At 66.7% G+C, this 22751-nt stretch carries 22 protein-coding genes and 1 other RNA gene; 18 read left to right on the top strand and 5 right to left on the bottom strand.

Annotation, left to right across the window (positions count from 1 at the left end):
- Window positions 1–125 precede the first annotated feature (125 nt).
- Together RVY76_RS02935 and RVY76_RS02940 are read left to right on the top strand one after the other, a co-directional pair.
- A complete protein-coding gene (locus tag RVY76_RS02935; protein WP_317375722.1) occupies window positions 126–1016 on the top strand; it encodes an NAD(P)-dependent oxidoreductase in 891 nt (296 codons plus the stop codon).
- A gap of 39 nt (window positions 1017–1055) precedes the next feature.
- Complete coding sequence (locus RVY76_RS02940; protein WP_317375723.1) at window positions 1056–2417, top strand: MATE family efflux transporter; 1362 nt, start codon at window positions 1056–1058, stop codon at window positions 2415–2417.
- On the opposite strand, the gene truA is transcribed toward RVY76_RS02940, so the two are convergent.
- Window positions 2381–3160: a tRNA pseudouridine(38-40) synthase TruA gene (truA, locus tag RVY76_RS02945; protein ID WP_317375724.1), complete on the bottom strand. Its 780-nt coding sequence runs from the start codon at window positions 3158–3160 to the stop codon at window positions 2381–2383. The two genes, RVY76_RS02940 and truA, sit on opposite strands and share 37 nt — an antisense overlap.
- A gap of 108 nt (window positions 3161–3268) precedes the next feature.
- Here truA and RVY76_RS02950 point away from each other — a divergent pair, with 108 nt between their 5' ends.
- The 6 genes from RVY76_RS02950 to RVY76_RS02975 all read left to right on the top strand — a co-directional run bounded on the left by RVY76_RS02950 (window position 3269) and on the right by RVY76_RS02975 (window position 11208).
- Window positions 3269–4681 (top strand): YcjX family protein, encoded by a 1413-nt coding sequence (locus tag RVY76_RS02950; protein WP_317375725.1) that lies wholly within the window; start codon window positions 3269–3271, stop codon window positions 4679–4681.
- A 102-nt stretch (window positions 4682–4783) separates the two neighbouring features.
- Window positions 4784–5803 (top strand): TIGR01620 family protein, encoded by a 1020-nt coding sequence (locus tag RVY76_RS02955; protein ID WP_317375727.1) that lies wholly within the window; start codon window positions 4784–4786, stop codon window positions 5801–5803.
- 68 nt (window positions 5804–5871) lie between these two features.
- Complete coding sequence (locus tag RVY76_RS02960; protein ID WP_317375728.1) at window positions 5872–7068, top strand: AI-2E family transporter; 1197 nt, start codon at window positions 5872–5874, stop codon at window positions 7066–7068.
- Window positions 7069–7250: 182 nt separating this feature from the next.
- Entirely contained in the window at window positions 7251–10145 is a 2895-nt protein-coding gene (ileS, locus tag RVY76_RS02965; RefSeq protein ID WP_317375729.1) for an isoleucine--tRNA ligase, read from the top strand.
- Window positions 10142–10375 (top strand): DUF3253 domain-containing protein, encoded by a 234-nt coding sequence (locus RVY76_RS02970; protein ID WP_317375731.1) that lies wholly within the window; start codon window positions 10142–10144, stop codon window positions 10373–10375. Before ileS ends, RVY76_RS02970 begins: the two co-directional genes overlap by 4 nt.
- Window positions 10372–11208 (top strand): DMT family transporter, encoded by an 837-nt coding sequence (locus RVY76_RS02975; protein ID WP_317375732.1) that lies wholly within the window; start codon window positions 10372–10374, stop codon window positions 11206–11208. Before RVY76_RS02970 ends, RVY76_RS02975 begins: the two co-directional genes overlap by 4 nt.
- A 10-nt stretch (window positions 11209–11218) precedes the next feature.
- Here RVY76_RS02975 and RVY76_RS02980 read toward each other — a convergent pair whose 3' ends face one another.
- From RVY76_RS02980 to nudC, 3 genes are read right to left on the bottom strand one after another with little or no spacing between them, the layout of a single operon-like run.
- Complete coding sequence (locus tag RVY76_RS02980) at window positions 11219–11914, bottom strand: CDP-alcohol phosphatidyltransferase family protein (protein WP_317375733.1); 696 nt, start codon at window positions 11912–11914, stop codon at window positions 11219–11221.
- Window positions 11915–11961: 47 nt separating this feature from the next.
- Window positions 11962–12408, bottom strand: a complete 447-nt coding sequence (locus RVY76_RS02985) for an SRPBCC family protein (RefSeq protein ID WP_317375735.1) — start codon at window positions 12406–12408, stop codon at window positions 11962–11964.
- A gap of 45 nt (window positions 12409–12453) precedes the next feature.
- Entirely contained in the window at window positions 12454–13404 is a 951-nt protein-coding gene (nudC, locus tag RVY76_RS02990; protein ID WP_317375737.1) for an NAD(+) diphosphatase, read from the bottom strand.
- A 120-nt stretch (window positions 13405–13524) separates the two neighbouring features.
- On the opposite strand from nudC, the gene RVY76_RS02995 reads away from it, so the two are divergent.
- The 10 genes from RVY76_RS02995 to RVY76_RS03040 all read left to right on the top strand — a co-directional run bounded on the left by RVY76_RS02995 (window position 13525) and on the right by RVY76_RS03040 (window position 21697).
- Window positions 13525–15480, top strand: coding sequence for a bifunctional metallophosphatase/5'-nucleotidase (locus RVY76_RS02995; protein WP_317375738.1), 1956 nt, complete (start codon window positions 13525–13527; stop codon window positions 15478–15480).
- Window positions 15481–15498: 18 nt separating this feature from the next.
- Window positions 15499–15597: signal recognition particle sRNA small type (ffs, locus tag RVY76_RS03000), an RNA gene on the top strand.
- Between the two features lie 82 nt (window positions 15598–15679).
- Window positions 15680–16042 (top strand): DUF202 domain-containing protein, encoded by a 363-nt coding sequence (locus RVY76_RS03005; protein ID WP_317375739.1) that lies wholly within the window; start codon window positions 15680–15682, stop codon window positions 16040–16042.
- A 67-nt stretch (window positions 16043–16109) separates the two neighbouring features.
- The gene (locus RVY76_RS03010) at window positions 16110–17849 is read left to right on the top strand and encodes a DNA polymerase III subunit gamma/tau (protein ID WP_317375741.1); all 1740 of its coding nucleotides are present in this window, start codon (window positions 16110–16112) and stop codon (window positions 17847–17849) included.
- Window positions 17850–17921: 72 nt separating this feature from the next.
- Window positions 17922–18266, top strand: a complete 345-nt coding sequence (locus tag RVY76_RS03015) for a YbaB/EbfC family nucleoid-associated protein (RefSeq protein ID WP_317375743.1) — start codon at window positions 17922–17924, stop codon at window positions 18264–18266.
- Between the two features lie 4 nt (window positions 18267–18270).
- The gene (recR, locus tag RVY76_RS03020; protein ID WP_317375744.1) at window positions 18271–18870 is read left to right on the top strand and encodes a recombination mediator RecR; all 600 of its coding nucleotides are present in this window, start codon (window positions 18271–18273) and stop codon (window positions 18868–18870) included.
- Between the two features lie 180 nt (window positions 18871–19050).
- Window positions 19051–19554, top strand: a complete 504-nt coding sequence (locus RVY76_RS03025; RefSeq protein ID WP_317375746.1) for a YbjN domain-containing protein — start codon at window positions 19051–19053, stop codon at window positions 19552–19554.
- 66 nt (window positions 19555–19620) lie between these two features.
- A complete protein-coding gene (gene proC, locus RVY76_RS03030) occupies window positions 19621–20424 on the top strand; it encodes a pyrroline-5-carboxylate reductase (protein ID WP_317375747.1) in 804 nt (267 codons plus the stop codon).
- Window positions 20421–20756, top strand: a complete 336-nt coding sequence (locus RVY76_RS03035) for a tRNA-binding protein (protein WP_317375749.1) — start codon at window positions 20421–20423, stop codon at window positions 20754–20756. The genes proC and RVY76_RS03035 overlap by 4 nt, the downstream gene beginning before the upstream one ends.
- Before the next feature lie 23 nt (window positions 20757–20779).
- Window positions 20780–21697 carry a D-glycerate dehydrogenase gene (locus tag RVY76_RS03040; protein WP_317376700.1) on the top strand — a complete coding sequence of 306 codons (918 nt, stop codon included), beginning with the start codon at window positions 20780–20782 and terminating at the stop codon, window positions 21695–21697.
- Between the two features lie 58 nt (window positions 21698–21755).
- On the opposite strand, the gene RVY76_RS03045 is transcribed toward RVY76_RS03040, so the two are convergent.
- Window positions 21756–22418 carry an invasion associated locus B family protein gene (locus tag RVY76_RS03045; RefSeq protein WP_317375751.1) on the bottom strand — a complete coding sequence of 221 codons (663 nt, stop codon included), beginning with the start codon at window positions 22416–22418 and terminating at the stop codon, window positions 21756–21758.
- Between the last annotated feature and the right edge of the window lie 333 nt (window positions 22419–22751).

A 22751-nucleotide genomic window follows, 5' to 3' on the forward strand; every position in this document is an offset into this window, starting at 1 on the left:
CTTGCGGGGAAATTTGGACGCGAGTTTCGCAACAAACGCGCGGCGGGGCAATGGCGGGCCGGAGGGCAGGGACCCGATGTCCCGCCCGCGGGATTGAGGGGCGACACCGAACTTACGGAGGCACCATGCGCATTCTCTTTACCGGCGGCAGCGGCAAGGCCGGACGCCACGTCATTCCCTACCTTCTCGAACGTGGTCATCGCGTGACCAACCTCGATCTGGTCGCGCTCGACGTCGAGGGGGTCGAGAACCTCAAGGCCGACATCACCGATCCGGGGCAGGTCTGGGGCGCGCTCACGCAGCCCTCGGACTGGCAGGATCTCGAAGGGGGCGGCGGTCCCGGACGCTATGACGCGGTCGTCCATTTCGCGGCGATCCCGCGCATCATGCTCAGGACCGACAACGAGACGTTCCGCATCAACACGATGGGCACCTATAACGTGATCGAGGCCGCGCTGGGCCAGGGCATCCGCAAGGTGATCTTCGCATCGAGCGAGACGACCTACGGGATCTGCTTCGCCGATGGCGAACGCAAGCCCGACTACATCCCCGTCGACGAGGAGCATCCCACCCTGCCCGGCGACAGCTATGCCATGTCGAAGGTCGTGAACGAGGCGACGGCGCGCAGTTTCCAGCATCGATCGGGCGCGGACATCTACGCGCTCAGGATCAACAACGTGATCGAGCCGCACGAATACGATGAGAAGTTCCGGGCCTTCGTCGAGGATCCCGGCCTGCGGCGGCGCAACATCTTCGCCTACATCGATGCGCGCGATCTGGGACAGATGGTCGATCGATGCCTTTCGACCGACGGGCTCGGATACGAGGTCTTCAACGTGGCGAACCGCAATCTTTCGGTCGCGATCCCGACGGAGGAGGTCATCTCGCGCTTCTATCAAGGAGTCGAACAACGGCGCGACATGCGCCCGGACGAGACGTTCTATTCCATCGACAAGGCCGAACGTTTGCTAGGCTATGCGCCCGAACACGACTGGACACCGCCGTCGCGCGGCTGAGACTTGCCGCGGCCCCCGCGCGGGCGTAGGGGCCGTGGCATGACCTATCTGCAGCATATCCGCCGGGTTCTCGTGCTCGGTCTGCCGCTTATCGGCAGCCATGTCGCGCAGATGAGCATCCAGCTCACCGATACGATCATGCTGGGCCGTTACGACGTGACGGTTCTGGCGGGGCAGGTTCTGGCAGGCACGATGTTCTTCATCCTGCTCATCATCGGATCGGGCTTCGCCTTCGCCGTAACGCCCCTCGTGGCCGAGGCCGATGCCCGTGGCGACAGCGCACCCGTCAGACGCGCGACGCGGATGGCGCTGTGGCTCACCGGGGCCTTCGGGGTGATCTGCCTGCCGCTCATGCTGGCGGCCGATCCGCTTCTCCGCGCATTGGGGCAGGAGCCGACGCTCGCCGATCTCGCGCGGCAATATCTCTGGATCCAGAGCTGGTCGATCTTTCCGGCACTCGCGGTCATGGTGCTGAAATCGACGCTCGCGGGAGTCAGCCGGACGCAGGTGGTTTTCTGGGCGACGGTACTGGCCGTGATCGTCAACATCGCCTGCAACTACCTGCTCATCTTCGGCAATCTCGGTTTCCCCGAGCTCGGCATCCGGGGCGCGGCGATCGCATCGCTCTTCTCGACGCTCGTCTCCTTCGCGATCATCTTCGTCTACTCCCTGCGCGCTTTGGCCGATCACCGGATCTTCGCCAAGTTCTGGCGGCCGGACGGCGAAGCGCTGGGACAGGTCTTCCGTCTCGGCTGGCCCATCGGGATCACGCTACTGGCCGAAGTCGGGCTCTTCTCCGCATCGTCGGTCATGATGGGCTGGCTTGGAACGATCCAGCTGGCCGCCCACGGGATTGCTCTGAACATCGTATCTCTGATCTTCATGGTGCATCTGGGCTTCGCCAATGCCGCGACGATCCGCGCGGGCAACGCGATGGGCGCGGGCGACGGTCCGCTCCTTCGGCGTGGCGCGCTCGTGGTCACGGCGCTGTCGCTTTCCGTGGCGGCGGCGGCGATCGTGCTTCTTCTCGTCTGGCCCGAAACGCTGGTCGCGGGATTCCTTGACCGCGACGATCCGGATTTCTCTGCGGTGATGACGCTCGGCGTGTCGCTGCTGGCGGCCGCCGCGCTCTTCCAGCTCGTCGATGCGGGACAGGTCCTGGCGCTGGGGCTGCTCAGAGGGCTGCAGGACACGCGGGTGCCGATGATCCACGCGGTGCTGAGCTATTGGGGCGTGGGGCTTCCTGCGGCTTACGTCCTCGGCTTCCCGATGGGCTACGGGGGCGTGGGGATCTGGGCCGGACTGGCGATGGGGCTTGCCGTGGCGGCGGTTCTCATGACCGCGCGTTTCCTCGGCCGCGGAGCCTACAGCGTCGAGCGGGCGAACGGATCCTCGGCGTAACCCACCGCCATGAGCGCGAGCCCTTCCGGCGGGGCCACGGGGCCGCAGGCGGCACGGTCGCGTGCGGCAAGGATCTCGGCCACCCGCGAAGGCTCCCACGCGCCGCACCCCACCCGTTCGAGCGTTCCGGCGAAGCTTCTCACCTGTGAATGGAGGAACGATCGCGCCTCGACATGCAGGCGGATCTCCTCTCCCCAGTCGTGGCGGCGCGTCTCCACCTCGAGCCGGTCGAGCGTTCGTACCGGCGACTTCGCCTGGCAGAGCGCGGCGCGGAAGGTCGTGAAGTCGTGTCGTCCCAGAAGGTGGCGTGCGCCCTCGGCCATCGCCCCGGCATCGAGCGGCCGCTTGACGTGCCAGGCCTGCATCCGGTCGAGCACGAGCGGCGCACGCCGCGTCACGATGCGAAAGAGATAACGGCGCGACACGGCGTCGAACCGTGCGTGCCAGTCGTCGGCGACCCGCGCGCAGGCGGTGATCGCGACAGGCGCGGGTTTCAGATGGTGGTTCAGCGCCTCGCTCAGCCGGAAGGGCTCCCAGTCGCGGGCGAGATCGGCATGCGCGACCTGTCCGCGCGCATGGACGCCCGCATCCGTCCGGCCCGCCGCGGCGATCGACGGCACGTCCCGTTCCAGCTTGGCAAGCGCTGCCTCGACCGCGGCCTGCACGCTCGGCCGGTCGGCCTGACGCTGCCAGCCCGAGAAGGGCGTGCCGTCATATTCGATCCTGAAGGCATAGCGGGGCATGGATCGCGGCCTAGCCTGCCGCGCGCGAAGGAACAAGCGGCCCACTGGCGATCCGGCGGCACGGGTCCTATGTTCGGGGGCGCGGACGCAGGAAAGGGCAGGGTCAACGTGATCATCGGAGATATCGCCGACGGGCTGACGCGGCAGGTCGAACGCGCCGGCGGCATGGTGTCGGGCGCATTCTTCGAGCCGGTGATCCGTCTGGGTGTGACGGGTCTCAGCCGCGCGGGCAAGACGGTGTTCATCACCTCGCTCGTCGCGAACATAATGAACCGCGCCCGGATGGGCGGCCTTCGCGCGGCGGGCGACGGGTCGATCCGCGCGGCCTATCTTCAGCCGCAGCCCGACGACACGCTGCCGCGCTTCGACTACGAGACGCATCTCGCGGCCCTCACCGGCCCCACGCCGCACTGGCCCGAGAGCACGCGTGCGATTTCGGAGTTGCGCCTGTCGCTGAGGGTTCAACCCACCGGCCTGATCGCGGGCATGCGGGGCGCGCGCAACGTGCATCTCGACATCGTGGATTACCCGGGCGAATGGCTGCTCGATCTGGGTCTCATGGAAAAGGACTATGCATCCTGGGCCGAAGACACGCTCGCCCGGATCGCCGATCGCCCGCAGGCCGCCGAATACCTCGCGCTGCTCTCCACGACCGATCCCGATGCGAAGCTCGACGAGCCGCAGGCGCAAAAGCTCGCCGCGGCGTTCACGCGCTATCTCGTTCAGGCGCGCGAGGACGGCTATTCCGACTGCACGCCCGGCCGCTTTCTGCTGCCCGGTGATCTTGCAGGATCGCCGGTCCTGACCTTCGCGCCGCTGCCGAGGGGGCACGATGCACGCGGATCTCTCGGACGGGAATTCGCCAGGCGCTTCGAGGCCTACAAGCGCGAAGTGGTAAAGCCTTTCTTCCGCGACCATTTCGCAAGGCTCGACCGTCAGGTCGTACTCGTCGATGCGCTGGGCGCGATCCATGCAGGGCCCCGCGCGGTCGAGGACATGCGCCGTGCGATGGGCGACATCCTCGGCGCGTTCCGTCCGGGGCGGAACAACTTCCTCAGCCAGATCCTGCGCGGCCGGCGGGTCGAACGGATCCTCTTCGCGGCGACCAAGGCCGACCATCTGCACCATTCGCAGCATGCCCGCCTGACCGCCATCATGGAGGCGCTTCTGGCCGATGCCCGCAGGCGCGCGGATTACGCAGGTGCCAGGACCGCCGCCATGTCGATCGCCGCATTGAGGGCCACGACCGAGGACCGCGTGAGCCATGGCGGTGCCGAGCTCGACGTCGTGCGGGGCGTGCTGCTCGAGACAGGCAAGCGGGCGGCCTTCCATCCGGGCCTTCTGCCCGAGGATCCCGCCCATCTTCTCGTGCCCGCGCGGGAGGGGGCAGAAGGATGGCTTGGCGAGGATTACGCGATCATGCGTTTCGCGCCGCAACCGATGAGCCTCAAGCCCGGCGAAGGGCCACCGCATATCCGGCTCGACCGGGCCGCTGAATTCCTGTTCGGGGACCGGCTGTGATGGCGTGTGCAGGGATCTGCCCGGTGCCCATGTTGGCGTTGCAGTGTAGAAACTCGAGGACAGTCGAAGCCGGTGAACATCACGGACCCGGAGGCATCCAGCATGGCTGAACGCCGGGGGCCGATCCTGATCGAGGAGGAGGAGGTCGAGGGGCCGCGCGCCTCGCCGGCCGAAGCTCCGCCCGTGCCCGACACGATCGAGAACGCGCCCGACGGGCAGGCGATGCGCACTATGGCGGCGCTGGCCGCGCGGCGGGGATCGCGGCTCGGTCGGTGGTTCCGTCGCGTGACGGGCGCGCTCGTGGCCTTCTTCGTGTCGGTCGCCACATGGTCCGCGATCGACGCTTTGCTGCTTGCCAATCCGGTGCTGGGCTGGATCGCGATGGTGCTCGTCGGGGCGTTCCTCATCGTCCTGTCGCTCATCTGCATACGGGAACTTGCGGCGCTGGCCCGGCTCGCGCGGGTGGGCGAGATCCATGCCGAGGCCGAGGCCGCCCTCGCGGGAGGTGGCGATCTGGCCCGGGCGCGCAAGGTCGCCGACCGGTTGTCTCATCTCTATGCGGGGCGCGAGGCTCTGCGCTGGGGCCATGAGCGGTTCGCCGAGCGACGGGGCGATGTCTTCGACGCCGATGCGCTGTTCCACCTTGCCGAGATCGAGCTTCTCGCGCCGCTCGACGCGGCCGCGCGGATCGAGGTGGAGGCCGCCGCGCGGCAGGTCGCGACCGTGACGGCGGTGGTGCCGCTGGCCTTCGCCGACGTCGCCGCGGCCCTGACGAGCAACCTGCGCATGATCCGGCGCATCGCCGAGATCTATGGCGGCCGGGCGGGAACGCTCGGTGCGTGGCGGCTCACCCGGGCGGTCTTCACTCATCTCGTCGCGACGGGTGCGGTCGCCGTTGGCGACGATCTCATCGGATCGGTCGCGGGTGGATCGGTGCTGACCCGGATCAGCCGGCGCTTCGGAGAGGGAATCGTCAACGGTGCCCTCACCGCGCGGGTCGGGATCGCCGCGATGGAGGTCTGCCGGCCGCTGCCCTTCGCCGCCGGTCGCAAGCCGCAGGTCCACAGCCTGATCGGCAGGGCGCTGGGCGGGCTCTTTCCCGGCCGCCGGGATGAAAGCTGATCGGCGGAACCTTGCCGGCCCACGCGTCGTTGGATCGCACTGACAACACGGGGAGGATGGGTGTCGCAATGTCGGAATCACCGGCCAGCGAACCACGGCATGAAGAAGTCCGCAGCGACGCGGAGCTTCGGGAAGAACACATCCGGCAACTCGTCAAGATCCGGCGCCTTCTCATCACGCTCGTCCTCTTCGCATCCGTTCTCGCGTGTTTCTTCGCCAAGGACGTTCTGCTTCCTGTAATCCTGGGATTAATGCTCGCTCTGACGCTGAGTCCGATCGTCCGTGGGGCGGGCCGGATCGGGGTGCCGGCCCCCGTCAGTGCAGCCTTGCTGGTCATCACGTTCGGCACGGCCATCGCGGCAGGCGGCTATGCCGCGAGCGGACCGGTCGGAAGCTGGCTCTCCGAAGCGCCCGAACTCGGACAGGAACTCCGCATCAAGTTGCGCGGTCTTCTCGCATCCGTAGAGCGCGTTAAACAGGCGAGCGAGGAGGTCGGTGGCATCGCCGAGCAAGCGGGTTCGGGAGAGGTGCAGCGCGTGGCGATCGAGCAGCCCGGTATTCTGAATTCAGCCGTCAGCAGCGCGGCAAGCGCAGGCACCACGCTTGTCGTGGCGCTGGTGCTCGCACTCTTCATCCTGTCGGCGGGAGACATGTTCCGCGTAAAGCTGGTCGAGACGATGCCCCGGCTGAGCGAGAAGAAGCGCGCGGTCAAGATCCTCTACGGTGTCGAACGGGCGATCTCGCAATACCTGCTGACGATCACCCTCATCAATGCCGGGCTCGGGCTCGCCGTGTGGGGTTTGATGGCGCTGGCGGGTCTGCCCAAGGCGTATATCTGGGGGATCGTCGCGTTCACGTTCAACTTCCTGCCCTTCATCGGCGCGGTCGCGGGCGTGATCCTCGTTGCGATGTATTCGATTCTGACCTTCGACATGCTGGGCCAGGCGATCATTCCGCCACTGCTCTATCTGGCTGCGACCTCGCTCGAAGGGCAGATCATCACGCCGTCGATCCTTGGCCGGAGGTTGGAGCTCAACACCGTGTCGGTCTTCGTGACCGTCGTCTTCTGGGGCTGGCTCTGGGGGATCGCGGGCGCGCTGATGGCGGTGCCGTTCCTCGTCATCGTCAAGGTCGCCTGCGACAATGTCGAGACGCTGCGGACACTGGGCAAATTCTTGGGCGGTGCCGACACGCAGGTCGCAGCGGCGCGCGAACCGGACGAGCCTGAAGAGCCAAAGGGCGACGAGCAATCGATCAAGGCGTGACGGCAGGTCGGGGCGATCGGTCGCGGGCTTCTTTACCGTCGGATTGCGCGGGCCTATAAGGCGGCGCATGGCATATGCGGCTCCAGAGACACGGCGAATTACGGGCCCGGAATCCTGACAGGTTCCGGGTTTTTCCACATCGCCACTTTCCCCAATTCGATCGATCCAGAGGACGCCCGAAAATGTGCGCCGACACCCCCGATTACAAAGACACCCTGAACCTGCCGCAGACAGACTTTCCGATGCGTGCGGGCCTTCCCAAGCGAGAGCCCGACTGGTTGGCCCGCTGGGAAAGGATCGGCGTCTACGACCGACTGCGCGAGAAGGAGGGACGGACGCCCTTCACTCTGCATGACGGACCGCCCTACGCGAACGGGCACCTGCATATCGGTCACGGGCTGAACAAGACGATCAAGGACATGATCGTGCGCTCGCGGCAGATGATGGGATACGACGCGCGCTATATCCCCGGCTGGGATTGCCACGGCCTTCCGATCGAGTGGAAGATCGAGGAACGGTATCGCGCCAAAGGCCGGGACAAGGATGCCGTCGACGTGGTGGAGTTCCGCCGCGAGTGTCGCGATTTCGCTGCGGAATGGGTCGATATCCAGCGCGACGAGTTCAAGCGTCTGGGCATCACCGGCAATTGGGCGAATCCGTATCTGACGATGGATTTCCACGCCGAGGCGGTGATCGCGGCCGAGTTCCAGAAGTTCCTGATGAACGGCACGCTCTATCAGGGGTCGAAGCCCGTGATGTGGTCGCCGGTCGAGAAGACCGCGCTGGCCGAGGCCGAGGTCGAGTATCACGACCGTCAGACGGATGCGATCTGGGTGAAGTTCGCAGCTGTGAACCTGTTGAGTTCGCAGGATTCATTTTCTGTCATCATCTGGACCACGACGCCATGGACGATCCCGCAGAATCGCGCGATCTGCTTCGGGCCGGGAATCTCCTACGGTCTTTACGAGGTGACGGGCACGCCCGAGGAATGCTGGGCCGAGACGGGCGAGACATATCTTCTGGCCGACGAGCTTGCCGAGGCGACGCTTGCCGCCGCGCGGCTGGAGCCGGGGATGTATCGCCGGATGCGCGACGTCACAACGGACGAGCTGTCGACCATCACCTGCGCGCATCCGCTGCGCGGGGTCGAGGGCGCGGACGGCGAGTGGGATTTCGACGTGCCGCTCCTGCCGGGCGATCACGTGACCGACGACGCGGGCACGGGCTTCGTGCATACCGCGCCGAGCCACGGTGACGACGACTACGCGATCGGGCGAAAGCACGACCTGCCGATGACCTACAACGTGCTCGACGATTCGAGCTATCGTGCGGATCTGCCGTTCTTTGCCGGAGAGCAGATCATCAAGTCGAACGGCAAGCCCGGCGGAGCGAGCAAGGCGGTGATCGCGAAGCTGCAGGAGGTGGGCGCGCTGCTGGCACGCGCGCGGGTCACGATCTCGGATGCGCATTCCTGGCGCTCGAAGGCCCCCGTGATCCGGCTCAACCGTCCGCAATGGTTCGCGGCGATCGACCGCGCGGTGGGCGACGGGCAGGATACGTACGGCACTACGATCCGCGAGCGCGCGCTGCGCTCGATCGACGAACTCGTCGCATGGACGCCGAAGCGAGGCCGCAACCGCCTCCATTCCATGATCGAGGCGCGGCCCGACTGGGTGCTGTCGCGGCAGCGCGCCTGGGGTGTGCCGATGACCTGCTTCGTCAAGCAGGGCACGATGCCCGACGACGCCGATTTCCTGCTGCGTGATGCGGACGTGAACGCCCGGATCCTCGAGGCGTTCGAGGCCGAGGGCGCGGATGCCTGGTACAAGCCCGGCGCGAAGGAGCGGTTCATCGGTGATGCGGCGAACCCCGACGAGTACGAGCAGGTCTTCGACATCCTCGACGTCTGGTTCGATTCGGGGTCGACCCATGCCTTCGTGCTGCGCGACCGCGCGGACGGCAGCGCGGACGGTATCGCCGATGTCTACATGGAAGGGACGGACCAGCATCGCGGGTGGTTCCACTCATCGATGCTTCAGGGCTGCGGCACGATCGGGCGTGCGCCCTATCGCGCGGTCGTCACGCATGGTTTCACGCTGGACGAGAAGGGCAACAAGATGTCCAAATCGCTCGGCAACACGATCGTGCCGGACGAGGTGGTCAAGCAATACGGAGCCGATATCCTGCGGCTCTGGGTGGCGCAGACCGATTATACCGCCGACCAGCGGATCGGACCCGAGATCCTGAAGGGCGTGGCCGACAGCTATCGCCGGCTCAGAAACACGATGCGCTTCGTGCTGGGCAACCTGCCGAAGGAGAGCCCCGGCGTCGCGGCCGACGATATGCCCGAACTGGAAGCATGGGTCCTTCACCGTCTGGCCGAACTCGACGAGACCGTGCGCGAGGGGTATGCCTCCTACGATTTCCAGGGGGTCTGGCAGGCGGTCTTCACCTTTGCGACGGTGGATCTGTCGGCGTTCTATTTCGACATCCGCAAGGACGCGCTCTATTGCGATCCTGCCGACAGCCCGCGGCGGCGGGCGGCAGAGACGGTGCTCGATCTGATCTTCCACCGGTTGACGACGTGGCTTGCGCCGATCCTGGTCTTCACGATGGAGGAGGTCTGGCTGGAGCGTTATCCGGGCGAGGACTCCTCGGTGCACCTGCAGGACATGCCGACAACGCCTGAAGGCTGGCGCGACGACGCGATCGCCGCGCGGTGGCAGGGCGTGCGCGCGGCACGGCGGGTCGTGACCGCCGCACTCGAGGTGCAGCGGCGTGACAAGGTCATCGGTGCCTCGCTCGAGGCCGCCCCGATCGTGCATGTCGCCGATGCGGATTTGGCGGCGACGCTTTCCGGGCTCGATTTCGCGGATCTCTGCATCACCAGCGATGTGACGATTTCGACCGATCCGGCCCCCGACGCGGCCTTCCGCCAGCCCGAGACGCCCGGAATTGCCGTGGTCTTCGCCATGGCCGATGGGTCCAAGTGCCAGCGCTGCTGGAAGGTGACGCCGGAGGTCGGGACAGGCACGCGGCCGGATCTCTGTGCCCGTTGCGAAGACGCGCTCGGGTGAGACGCGACGCGCAGATCGCCGAGGCGCTGATGCGCCTCGCGCGGGAGCGCGGCCCGGACAAGAGCTTCTGCCCCTCACAGGTCGCGCGTGCGCTCGATGACGACTGGCGTCCCCTGATGGACGAGGTGCGACGCGTGGCCTCGGGTCTGCCGCTCGTCGCGACGCAGGGCGGCGAGGTGGTGGACGCGAACCGCGCAAGGGGGCCGATCCGGCTGTCGCTCCGCCAATGAGCACGGGCGTCTTCCTTGCCGTGATGGGGTCCGCGTTCCTCCATGCCGCGTGGAACTCGGTGATCAAGACCGGCGCGAACAAGGTGACCGGCATGCTGGTCATGACGATCGTGCAGGGGGCGGCGGGAGCCGCGATCCTGCTGACCCGGCCCTGGCCGGAGGCGGATTGGGTGCCCTGGCTGATCGCGAGCGGCATCTTCCACGCGGGCTACAAGCTGTTCCTCGCCTTGGCCTACGAGCAGGGGGATCTGAGCCGCGTTTATCCGATCGCGCGCGGGACGGCCCCGCTCATCGTCCTCGCAGTGAGCGGACTGGTCCTGACGGACACGATCGCGGCCTGGGAATATGCCGGGATCGTGGTTCTGGGCCTCGGCATCGCCGGCATGGCGCGTGGGATCTTCGGCTCGGGCGAAGCGGTGGCGCTGCTGCCCTATGCGCTGGGTTCGGCCATGATGACGGCGGGCTATTCCATCGTCGACGGACTGGGCGCGCGGGTTGCAGGCGACGCGGTCGCCTTCGTTGCCTGGTTGTTCCTGCTCGACGCGCTGATCTTCACGCCACTTTGCCTCGGCCTCAGGGGGCGGGCCGTTCTGCGCGCGGATGCACGGGTGTGGTATCTCGGAACGCTGGCCGCGGCGGCGTCGTACGGGGCCTATGCGATCGCGGTCTGGGCGATGACGGTCGCGCCGATCGCACTGGTGGCGGCCCTTCGCGAGACGTCGATCCTATTCGCGGTGCTGATCGGGTGGATCGCGCTGGGCGAGCGGATGAATGCGGGCAAGGCCGTTGCGGCGATGCTGATCGTGGCGGGCGTAGCCCTGACGCGTCTCTGACCCGAGGCGATCAGCCGTCGGGGCCGTAGATCATCTGCTGCACGATGCCAACCAGAACCAGATAGACGGACGTGATGATAAGGCCCCATCCCGCCCAGCTCGTCGGGTCGAAGTCGATCCAAGCCGCCCATCCGGCGAAGAATACCCAGGCCATCGAAACGGGCAACGTCAGCCCGCGCCAGCGCCCCGTCCGGGTCGGGTGGACGAATTTCAGCGGCAGGAACATCGCGACCGTCAGCAGCGCGACGAGGATGAGAATGACGTAGAAGTTCGGCTCGACCGCGAAGAAGACCAGCACGGCCATGTTCCAGCAGCCCGGGAAGCCGGAAAAGGAATAGTCGCGCGTTTTCATTCGGGTATCGGCGAAATAGACGACACCTGCGAAGGTAATGACGATCATCGCGATCCAGCCCGTCCATCCCGGCAGCAGATCCGACGCGAAGAGCGCGTAGGCGGGGATGAAGACGTAGGTCAGGTAGTCGATGATGAGATCCATCAGCACGCCGTCATATTCCGGCGCGTTGGTGCTGACGTCGTATTTCCGGGCGAGGGGGCCATCGATCCCGTCGACGAAGAACGCGACGACCAGCCAGAGCCACATCATGTCCCATTGCTCGGCGGTGGCGGCCAGCATCGCGAGCATGGCGAAAACGGCGCCGGTCGCCGTGAGGAGGTGGACCGAAAGGGCCTTGAGATGCGTGCTCATAAGTCCGTGATGCCGCATCCAGCCCCCAAGCGCAATGAGACTTGGACCTAGAGCCGGCCTTGTTCTGCCCTGACGACGAGATCGTCGATGCGGTTCTCGATGGCCCGGGTGATCCGCGAACGTGCCAGTTTCATAGATTGCAGCAGGACCTTGCCCTTGAGTGTCGCCGCGAGGATCGTCGCGTCGAGCGTCATCCGCGTCGCCTCGCCCGACGTATCGGAGAGAACCGCGTCGAGCGTCAGGTCGAGACCGCTCGACCGCGCGGCGATGGCAAGCGCGTCGTCAGGGGCGATCCGGATGACATGTGCCTCGAGCGCACGACGCTTCTCCAGCAGGTCGAACTCCAACCGCCAGGCGGCCCCCGAGGGGCCCGCGCCGCCGTCGTCGACACGTTCGACCAGAGCGCCGCGCCCGCGCAGGCGGTTTTCGATCGTCTCGAAATCGCTCAGCGCGTCGAAGATTCGGGCGCGCGGGGCGCGGATATCGCGGGTCACTGAAATCCGCATGGGGGGCTGCCTATGCGGGCGGGCGGGTCCGCGTCAATCCAGCGTGTCGGCCAGCCAGTTGCGGATCAGGAAATGCGCGATGGCACCGGGCCGCGCGGCCGCGATCTCGGGGTGATCGCCGGCGAAGGCGCGGGCGACCTCCTCGCGCGGGACCCAGCGCGCGGATTCGATCTCGTTTTCGTCGACGGTGATCTCGCGGCTTGTCGCGTGGCCATGACATCCGAGCATGAGCGAGGCGGGAAAGGGCCAGGGCTGGCTTGCGAGATAATCGACATGCCCGACCCGCACGCGGGCCTCCTCGAAGACCTCGCGGCGCACCGCGGCCTCAAGCGTCTCGCCCGGCTCGACGAAGCCAGCAAGGAGCGAATACATCCGGTCGGGCCAGCCGGGGGAGCGACCGAGCAACAGGTCGTTTCCATGGGTGACGAGCATGATCGCCACGGGATCGGTGCGCGGGAAGTGATGCGCGCCGCAGGCGGGGCAATCGCGCTGCCAGCCGGCGCAGGCCGGAACGCTGCGTTCGCCGCATCGCGCGCAGAACGGATGGGTGCGGTGCCATTCGAGCAGGCCACGTGTCGTCGCGGCAAGCTCGGCCGCGCGCGGATCAAGCCCGGTCATCACCGACCGAAGCTCGTGAAAGCCGTGTTCGTCGGGCAGATCCGGATGGCGCTGCACCGAAGGGTCGGAGAAGGCGTTGAGCGTCTCGGGCATTTCGTGCGGGGCCCAGTCGCTCAGGTCGCGGCCGAAAAGGGGGCCGTCATCGTCCATCCCCAGAAAAATCGTGAGCCCCGAACCGGTCAGCCGATCCGTCTCTACGAGCCCGAGCGCATGGCCGCCGTCGCGGGCGACAAGGCCGGGTTTGCCACGCCACATCGGCAGCATTCGCGCGCCCGGTTCCCGCAACAGGGCATCCGCATCGCCGCGTCGATGTGCCGCGCGGTCGAGCCCCGAGCCCCCGAACGTCACCCGTTCCGCATTCCGCATCGCCTGTTCCCTCCGTGCCACGCATTCCGCATGGCGAGGTCAAAGCATTTGCCACACGACTGAATCACTGCTTACTGCAACCCTGGGTGGAGTGCTGAAAAATCCACCAAGGGTAGCAGAGTGTCGAAACGCTTGCAGGACAAAGACGACGCCCGCAAGGGCCCGAAGGCGCGCGGCCGTGCCGACCACAGCGAGATCGAGGTTTCGTTGCGCCTTCTGGCGACGAGCGATCTTCATGGCTGGGCCCGCCAGTTCGATTACGTCAGCGGCGAGGCCGCGCCGGGGCGGGGAATCGAATCGGTGCTTCCGGTCGTCGCCGCCCTGCGCGAGGAGAACCCCAATTCCCTGCTGTTCGACGTCGGGGATTTCCTGACCGGATCGACATTGGGCGATGTCGCGATGCAGGGGGCGGGGATCGGGCCCAATCCGATCGTGGCGGCGATGAACGTGGTGGGCTACGACGCCGCGACGCTCGGCAATCACGAATTCGACTATGGCTGCGCCGCGCTCGACCGGGCGCTGGAACACGCGGATTTCCCGGTCGTGACGACCAACATCCTGCGCGGACGGGGAGAGAGCCCGCTCACGGACTGCCCGCTGCGGGAGGGGGCGCTCCTGCTGCGCCGCCGTGTGCGCGATCGCGACGGAGACCATCACGACCTCAGGATCGGAATCGTCGCGTTTCTGCCCGAGACGACGCTCGAGCAGACACGGGCGAAACACGCCGACGTCGATGCGCTGGGCGCGCGCCCGATCGCCGAAGCTGCCCGAGGCTGGATTGCCCATCTGCGCGAGAGCGGTGCCGATCTGGTGATCGCGCTCTGCCACGACGGCGTGGAGGACGGCCGCGACGATCCCGTTGGATCGCCGCTCGATATCGCGCGGGCAGGCGGTGTCGATGCCATCTTCATGGGGCATTTTCATCAGGTCTTTCCATCGCCCGAGGCCACCGGCCCCGCGCGCCCAGGCATCGACGCGCGCAAGGGCTTCCTCGGGGGCGTTCCGGCAGCGATGCCGGGATGCTGGGGAAGGCACGTCGCGGTCGTGGATCTGACGCTCGTCCAGGATGCGACGGGCCGATGGCAGGCCGGATCGGAGGGGGGGCGGATCGTCGGGACCGCCACGCCGCCCCGCCGCAAGGTGCCAGCCGCGGTCCTGCAGGCGCGGAAGCTGCACGAGGTCACGTCGGACGCGCACGAGATGTGCCTGGTACGGGGCGGTACGCCGCTTGCCACGATGCCCGCCGCCGCGACGAGCTATTTCGCGCGGCTGGGACGCTGCCCGATCACGATGATCGTGGCGCGGGTCATGGCGAACGCGCTGAAGCGGCACATGCCGGATCGGCCCGCGCTGCCGGTGATCGGGATGGCCGCCCCCGCGCGGTCGGGAGGGGCGGGCGGTGCCGGGAATTACGCTGCGATCGCCCCCGGTGCGCTGAGGCGCAGCCATCTCGACCTGCTCGCCCCCTTTCCGGACAGGATCTGCGCGGTCGAGGTGACGGGGGCCGAGCTTCGCGACCTCTTTGAGCGCAGCGTCGCGGGATTCCGGAGAATCTCCTCCGGCAGCGGCAATGTCCAGCCGCTCGTCGATGCTCGGCTGCCGGGTCTGAGCTTCCTCATGAGTCCGGACGCCCATGCCGTCGTGGATCTCAGCCGCGAAGCGAAGTTCGACTGGCTCGGGCGGCGCGCGGGCGAGGGGCGGATCGCCTCGCTCGTCGTGCATGGGCGGGAGGTGCGGGCAGGCGATCGCTATCTTCTGGCCGTCAACGATTTCCGCGCGCATGGCGGAGGTGCGTTGCCGGGGTGCCGCGCGGAGAACATGCGTTGGCAAAGCGACGCGACAGTGCGCGATGTCGTGCTCGAAGAGATCGGCGAAGCGATTTCGGAGGATCTCTGGAATCCGGGCTTCACGCTCAGCTGCCCCGAGGACGTCGATCCGGTGTTTCGTACCGGACGCGGCGCGCAGGCGCATCTGTCGAACATCGCGGATCTCGGGCCCGTCAGACGGCCGGGCGGCGGGAACTGGCTGGATCTGCGCCTGACCGAGGTCGGATCGGCCCTTGAAATCGAGCGCTGAGCCGCGTATCTCGCCCCTCGAGAGGTTGGCGCGGGCAAGCACCTCGCCAACCCGGTCAGATCCGGAAGGAAGCAGCCGTAACGAGCCTCGCTTGGGTCGTTGTCCAGCCTCTCACCCACGCAAGGCCGTCCTCCGGGGCGGCCTTCGTCGTTCAAGCCTTCGATATGGCGTGCGACGGACGACGTGCTAGGGTCGCGGGATGAACGCCAAGAACAAGCTCGCGCAGGACCGCACCGACTGGGCCGAGGACCGAACGCTCCTCGCCTCCGAGCGGACCTTCGCCGGGTGGATCCGCACCGGTCTCACCAGTCTCGTCGTCGCGATCGGGCTTCAGGCGGTCTTCGGTCCGGCCGAACCCACCTGGGCCCCGAAAGCGGTGGCCTCGCTGTTTCTCGCCGCATCGCTCGGGATATTCATCGCAGCCTGGGTGGAGGCGCGTGCGAACCGTCGTGCCTTCGAGGCTCGCACCGCCGAGGCGCAGCCGATGCGCCGGATCACCGCGCTGTCGGCCCTGCTCAGCATGGCGACGCTTCTCTTGTGTCTGGTGCTCTGGCTGCTCTAGCCGCCGGGTGATGCCGGCGATACTCTGCCCACCGATCCCCTTTCCCGAATCCCGGCCGAAGGACACCATGCCCGACGACGCCACTGCCTATCAGGTCCTCGCCCGCAAGTACCGCCCCCAGACCTTCGCCGATCTGATCGGACAGGAGGCGATGGTGCGGACCCTCAAGAACGCGTTCCGCGCCGACCGCATCGCGCAGGCCTTCATGCTGACGGGCATCCGCGGCACCGGCAAGACCACGACCGCGCGCATCATTGCCAAGGGGATGAACTGCATCGGTCCCGACGGGCAGGGCGGCCCGACGACGAGCCCCTGCGGCGAATGCGATCCCTGCCGCGCCATCGCCAGGGGGCAGCATGTCGATGTGATGGAGATGGACGGCGCGTCGCAGACGGGCGTCAACGACATCCGCGAGAACGTGCTGAATTCCGTGCAGTACGCGCCCGGCTCGGCCCGCTACAAGATCTACATCATCGACGAGGTTCACATGCTTTCGACGGCGGCGTTCAACGCGCTGCTGAAGACGCTGGAGGAGCCGCCCGCACACGTGAAGTTCATCTTCGCCACGACCGAGATCCGCAAGGTCCCAGTCACGGTCCTGTCGCGTTGCCAGCGGTTCGACCTGCGCCGGATCGAGCCCGAGGTCATGCTGACCCATTTGCGCGCCATCGCCGGCCGCGAAGAGGCTGAGATCGGGGACGATGCGCTCGCGCTCATCGTGCGGTCTGCCGAAGGATCGGTGCGCGACGCGCTGTCGCTCATGGATCAGGCGATCAGCCACGGCGCGGGCGAGACGACGGCCGATCAGGTGCGCGCGATGCTCGGTCTCGCCGATCGGGGGCGCGTGCTCGACCTTTTCGACCAGATCATGAAGGGCGACGCGGCAGGGGCACTGACCGAGCTCTCGGCGCAATATGCGGACGGAGCCGATCCGCTGGCCGTGCTGCGGGACCTAGCCGAGATCACCCATTGGCTGAGTGTCATCAAGATCACGCCGGGCGCGGCCGAGGATCCGACCATCGGCCCGGACGAGCGCGATCGCGGGCGTCGCATGGCCGAGGCGCTGTCGATGCGGGTGCTGACGCGAAGCTGGCAGATGCTGCTGAAGGCGCTCGAGGAGGTGTCGCAGGCCCCGAACGCGATGATGGCGGCCGAGATGGCCGTGATCCGGCTGACCCACGTGGCCGACCTGCCGCCGCCCGAGGAGCTGATCCGCAAGCTTGGCGACGGGCCGCCCGCCGGTGCGCCCGCGCCGCAGGCCCCTTCGTCCTCGCCGTCGCCTGAGCGGGGCGGCGGAGCGCCGGTCGCGACCACGGGGCCGCAGGGGCCGGGCGGAGGGGCCACGGCACTGGCCCAGGAGCCCGACGCGCTGTCCCGTTTCGCACGGTTCGAGGATGTCGTGGCGCTCATCCGCTACAATCGCGATGCGAAGCTGCTCATCGATGTCGAAACGGGCGTGAGGCTCAAGCGCTATTCTCCCGGCCGGATCGAGTTCCAGCCGGCCGAGAGCGCCCCGTCGGACCTGGCGCAACGGCTGGCGCAACGGCTGCAGGCTTGGACCGGCGTGCGCTGGGCTGTCACGCTCGTCTCCGAAGGCGGCGCGCAGACCATCGCGGAGGAGCGTGACGCAGAGGATCGCGCGCTCAGGGCCCGTGCCGAGGAACATCCGCTGATGCAGGCGGTGCGCGCCACGTTTCCCGATGCGCGGATCGTCGAGATCCGATCGCTCGAGCAGATCGCGGCCGAGGCCGCGGCCGAGGCGCTGCCCGAGGTCGAGGATGAATGGGACCCGTTCGCCGACGAATGAGGACCCTCGCTTGCGAAGTCGGTTCGCGGTTCGTATCTGGAGACGAAGAGCGAAACAGGGGAGATCCGAAAGATGTTCAAGGGAATGGGCGGTCTTGGCGACATGACCAAGATGATGGCTGCCGCGAAGGACATGCAGGGCAAGATGGAAAGCCTGCAGGAGGAATTGCGCACGATCGAGGTGACTGGTGAATCCGGCGCGGGCCTCGTCAAGGCGACGGCGACGGCCAAGGGCGAGCTCATCGGCCTCGACATCGATCCGTCGATCTTCAATCCCGACGAGAAGGAAGTCGTCGAGGATCTGATCCTCGCCGCGATCAAGGACGCGCAGCTCAAGGCATCGTCCCGGTCGCAGGAAGAGATGCAGAAGCTGACCGAAGGGCTCGGTCTGCCGCCCGGCATGAAGCTGCCGTTCTAAGCACATGGCGAATGCCGGCGACGAGGTTCAGGCGCTGATCGACCTGATGGCGCGGCTGCCGGGGCTCGGGCCTCGATCTGCGCGGCGTGCCGTGCTGCACCTCGTCAAGAAGCGCGGGCAGCTCATGCGGCCGCTCGCGCAGGCACTCTCGGATGTGGCCGACAGGGTGAAGCCCTGCATCAATTGCGGCAATATCGGCACTTCCGAGATCTGCGACATCTGCGCATCCGAGAAACGCGCGACGGGCGAGATCTGCGTCGTCGAGGATGTCGCGGATCTCTGGGCGATGGAGCGGGCGGGGGTCTTTCGCGGGCGCTATCACGTCCTGGGCGGCACGCTTTCCGCGCTCGACAGCGTGGGTCCCGATGATCTTCGCATCCCGCATCTCGTCGAACGCGTCGCGCGCGACGGGGTGAGCGAGGTGATCCTCGCGCTCAACACCACCGTCGATGGCCAGACGACCGCTCACTACATCGCCGACGAGATGGAGGGGCGCGGTGTCAGCGTTACCTCGCTAGCCCAGGGCGTGCCGATCGGTGGCGAGCTCGACTATCTCGACGACGGCACGATCGGCGCGGCGCTCCGGGCGCGAAAGGCGCTGTAGCCCGACTTATACGCCGATTGTCCACATATTCCGTGCATTTGCAGTGAATAAGGGACTTTACAGGTTCGATGCGATCCCACACCATATGTTGTGAGGACGGCGCAGTCGTGTGCAGGTCCTAGAGCAGTCACCTAACCCTAGAGGCCGTGGAACGGTCCGGGCAGAAGAGCGAGGCCACGCATGGCGATGACCCAGCTTGCGTTCCAGACCGACGAACTGGACCCGATCGAGATCGTCGAGGATATCGCACAACACAATTCCTGGGAATTCGACCGCGTCGACGAGGATCAGATCGCGATGCTGGTCGAAGGCCAATGGCGCAGCTACGCGCTGACGCTCGCCTGGTCGCCCCAGGATGAAACGCTGCGCCTCGTCTGCACGTTCGAGATGGAGCCGCCGGAGGACCGTCTGCCTGCCATCTACGAGGTGGTGAACGCGGCGAACGACTATATCTGGTCGGGAACCTTCACGTACTGGCTCGAACCGAAGCTTATGGTCTATCGCTATGGCCTCGTCCTGTCGGGCGGCCAGATGGCGAGCGCGGAGCAGATCGACCGGATGATCGGCGATGCAGTCGCCGCCGCCGAGCGGTTCTATCCGGCGTTCCAGCTGGTCGGGTGGGGCGGACACAGCGCCACCGACGCGCTGCAGGTCGCGATCGCGGAGGCGTTCGGCCACGCCTGAGGCGTGGTGCGATTGCCAATCTCCCCTCGCCATGCTTGCATGCGCGCAAAATGACGAGGGGGCATCATGACATTGGACGATCTGCGCGCTCGGGGCCTCGTGCTGCTGGGATGCGGAAAGATGGGCTCCGCCATGCTCGAAGGGTGGCTCACGGGCGCACTGGAGCCCGGCCACGTCTGGGTACGCGATCCGAATCCATCGGACTGGCTGCAAGGGATCGACGGGCTGCATTTGAACGAGGATCTGCCGAGGGACCCGGCGATGGTGCTGGTCGCCGTGAAACCGCAGATGATGGGCGACGCTCTGCCCGAACTTCGCGACCTTGGGCAGGGGGGAACGCTGTTCGTCTCGGTCGCCGCGGGCACGCCGATCTCCGCATTCGAGGCCGCGTTGGGGAAAGGCACGCCCGTGATCCGGGCGATGCCCAACACCCCCGCCGCGATCGGCCGCGGGATCACGGCCCTTGTCGCGAACACTGAAGGCGCGCCGTCGCTCGACCTGGCAGAGGAGCTTCTGAGCGCCGTGGGCCAGACCGTCCGGCTGGAGAGCGAGGATCAGATGGATGCCGTGACGGCCGTTTCAGGGTCGGGCCCGGCATATGTCTTTCACCTGATCGACTGTCTCGCCCGTGCGGCGGAGGCGCAGGGTCTGTCGTCGGATCTGGCCATGGCGCTTGCCAAGGCGACGGTGGGCGGCGCGGGGCAGCTGGCCGAGGACAGCCCGAAGGACCCTGCAACGCTGCGCGAGGACGTGACCTCGCCCGGCGGAACGACGAAGGCGGGGCTCGACGTGCTGATGGGCGAATTGCCGGATCTGATGATACGAACGGTCGCGGCGGCCGCCGACCGATCGAGGGAGCTTGGTCGATGAGCGCGACATTCGACGATTTCATGAAGCTCGATATCCGGGTGGGGACGATCACGCGGGCCGAGCCCTTTCCCGAGGCGCGCAAGCCCGCGATCAAGCTGTGGGTCGATTTCGGCGGGGAACTCGGCGAAAAGCGTAGCTCGGCGCAGATCACCGCGCATTACGATCCCGAGACGCTGGTCGGCCGGCAGGTGATGGCGGTCGTCAACTTTCCGCCCCGCCAGATCGGGCCCGTCCTGTCCGAAGTCCTGGTTCTGGGCGTGCCCGATCCCGACGGAGAGGTCGTGCTGATCGCGCCCGATCACGCCGTTCCCGACGGAGGACGCCTGCATTGAAAAGCCTCTTCATCTCCAGATGGATGCCCGACCCGACGATGGCGGAGCTCCACGAACTCTACGACGTGACCTTCGAGGACGCTCACCTGACAGCCGAGGCGGCGCGGGCGCGCATGGCAGATTACGATGCGATGCTCTGCACCATCGGCGACGATCTGAGCGCTGCGGCATTCGAGGGCGATCCGAAATGCGGTCTGATCGCCAATTACGCCGTCGGATATAACCATATCGACGTCGAGGCCGCGCGTGCGGCTGGCGTGGCGGTTACAAATACCCCCGGGGCCGTCACGGACGGGACGGCCGACATCGCCATGACACTGATCGCCATGGCGCGCCGCCGCGCGGGAGAGGGCGAGCGTCTGGTCCGCCGCGGCGAATGGACAGGCTGGCATCCGGGCGACCTGCTGGGCTGGTCGATCACCGGTGCGCATGTCGGTATCGTGGGCATGGGGCGGATCGGCAAGGCCATCGCCGCGCGGTGCCACCACGGCTTCGGGATGGAGGTGTCGTTCTTCAATCGCTCGAAGGTCGATGATCCGGGCATGCCCGCCACACAGGTCGAGGACCTCAAGACGCTGGCGGCCAAGGTCGACATCCTCGTCTTGGCCGTGCCGGCCTCGCCTCAGACGCGACACCTGATCGACGCGGAGATCCTGGGCGCGATGCGACCCGACGCGCATATCGTCAACATCGCCCGGGGCGACGTCATCGACGAGGCCGCGCTGATCGCGGCCTTGGAGGAGGGGCGTATCGCGGGGGCCGGGCTCGACGTCTATGAGAACGAGCCGGACGTGCCCGAGGCGCTCAGGGCGATGGAGCAGGTCGTCCTGCTGCCGCATATGGGCACATCGGTGATGGATGTAAGGCTGCTGATGGGCGAGGTCCTGCTGGAGGATCTTCGCGCCTATGCTGCCGGAAAACAGTTGCCGCACCAGCTCTGACAAAAGGTCCGGTCAGGCCGGGAGGCGGAGCGGCTCCGCTTCCCGGCATTGAATCGAATCAGTTCGCGACTTCGAGCGCGTCAAAGCCCGCGGTGAAGCCCGAAAGAGAGATGGGAAGCGTGATCGTCTGGTCGGGTGCCGCCGCCGGAACGATCGAGATCCGCGCCTCCGCACCGCGCCGGAAGGAGTTCACCTCGGCGTCGGTCAGGCCGATCCGCGCAAAACAGCCGGCATCGGCACAGAAATCGAACGGATAGCGCTTGGCCTGACCGTCATCGACCGCAAGGGTGAGCTGCCGGGTCAGCAGCGTCTCGAGCGGGGTGATGATGGTGGCCCCGGCCACGGCCTGCTGTCCCTCGGGCAGGGGGAAGATGCTGATCTCGGCGACGGCATTGCCGTCCTGATCGTAAAGCAGCTGGTAGAGCTGGCAGGGATCGCTCTCGTTCTCGGTCCGGATGCAGCGCTGCTGCCAGTCGGAGAATTCGGCCTCGGTATAGGTCCGTCCGATCTGGTTGTTCTGCACTTCCTCGCCCATCGACAGATCGCCGGGCGCACCTTCGGTTTCGCCCTCGGGCGTCTCGGCCCCGGTCTGCGCGTCGGTGCCTGCGGGTTCGGATGCCTCCGACTGCGCGTCGGGGGCGGTCTCTCCGGTCGCGTCCTGGTCCTGCGCGGCGAGCGGCGTCGCGATCGTCATCAGTGCGATCACGGAGAGCGTTTTCATCAGATGAGCCATTTTGGATCCGTCTTCGTCGGGAATGTCTGCGCGCGTTCCTATCAGGTCAGCAAAGTCCTGTCAGGCGGGATTTCGGGAATGCCGGATGCGAAAAAGGCCCTCACGATGAGGGCCTTTGACGTTCTGGAATTCTCCCCGTCGGACTGGCCGACTTGTTATTCACGTGACGCTAGAAGCAAAGCGGCGAACCGTCAATATTCATAATCGTCCGGAAATCGCGGAGATTTCGGGCATATCGTCGCGAAATCGGCGAATGAAAAAGGCCGCGCCGTAAGCGCGGCCAGTCCATCAGGGAGACGTCCTGCCCACCATGTCGAAAAT

This window comes from Palleronia sp. LCG004 (genome assembly GCF_032931615.1).
Lineage (GTDB): Bacteria > Pseudomonadota > Alphaproteobacteria > Rhodobacterales > Rhodobacteraceae > Palleronia.

Coding starts and splice junctions, on each gene's coding strand:
- RVY76_RS02935 (WP_317375722.1), top strand. CDS start 126: ATGCGCATTCTCTTTACCGGCGGCAGCGGCAAGGCCGGACGCCACGTC.
- RVY76_RS02940 (WP_317375723.1), top strand. CDS start 1,056: ATGACCTATCTGCAGCATATCCGCCGGGTTCTCGTGCTCGGTCTGCCG.
- truA (WP_317375724.1), bottom strand. CDS start 3,160: ATGCCCCGCTATGCCTTCAGGATCGAATATGACGGCACGCCCTTCTCG.
- RVY76_RS02955 (WP_317375727.1), top strand. CDS start 4,784: ATGGCTGAACGCCGGGGGCCGATCCTGATCGAGGAGGAGGAGGTCGAG.
- RVY76_RS02960 (WP_317375728.1), top strand. CDS start 5,872: ATGTCGGAATCACCGGCCAGCGAACCACGGCATGAAGAAGTCCGCAGC.
- ileS (WP_317375729.1), top strand. CDS start 7,251: ATGTGCGCCGACACCCCCGATTACAAAGACACCCTGAACCTGCCGCAG.
- RVY76_RS02975 (WP_317375732.1), top strand. CDS start 10,372: ATGAGCACGGGCGTCTTCCTTGCCGTGATGGGGTCCGCGTTCCTCCAT.
- RVY76_RS02980 (WP_317375733.1), bottom strand. CDS start 11,914: ATGAGCACGCATCTCAAGGCCCTTTCGGTCCACCTCCTCACGGCGACC.
- nudC (WP_317375737.1), bottom strand. CDS start 13,404: ATGCGGAATGCGGAACGGGTGACGTTCGGGGGCTCGGGGCTCGACCGC.
- RVY76_RS03005 (WP_317375739.1), top strand. CDS start 15,680: ATGAACGCCAAGAACAAGCTCGCGCAGGACCGCACCGACTGGGCCGAG.
- RVY76_RS03010 (WP_317375741.1), top strand. CDS start 16,110: ATGCCCGACGACGCCACTGCCTATCAGGTCCTCGCCCGCAAGTACCGC.
- RVY76_RS03015 (WP_317375743.1), top strand. CDS start 17,922: ATGTTCAAGGGAATGGGCGGTCTTGGCGACATGACCAAGATGATGGCT.
- recR (WP_317375744.1), top strand. CDS start 18,271: ATGGCGAATGCCGGCGACGAGGTTCAGGCGCTGATCGACCTGATGGCG.
- RVY76_RS03025 (WP_317375746.1), top strand. CDS start 19,051: ATGGCGATGACCCAGCTTGCGTTCCAGACCGACGAACTGGACCCGATC.
- proC (WP_317375747.1), top strand. CDS start 19,621: ATGACATTGGACGATCTGCGCGCTCGGGGCCTCGTGCTGCTGGGATGC.
- RVY76_RS03035 (WP_317375749.1), top strand. CDS start 20,421: ATGAGCGCGACATTCGACGATTTCATGAAGCTCGATATCCGGGTGGGG.
- RVY76_RS03040 (WP_317376700.1), top strand. CDS start 20,780: ATGCCCGACCCGACGATGGCGGAGCTCCACGAACTCTACGACGTGACC.
- RVY76_RS03045 (WP_317375751.1), bottom strand. CDS start 22,418: ATGAAAACGCTCTCCGTGATCGCACTGATGACGATCGCGACGCCGCTC.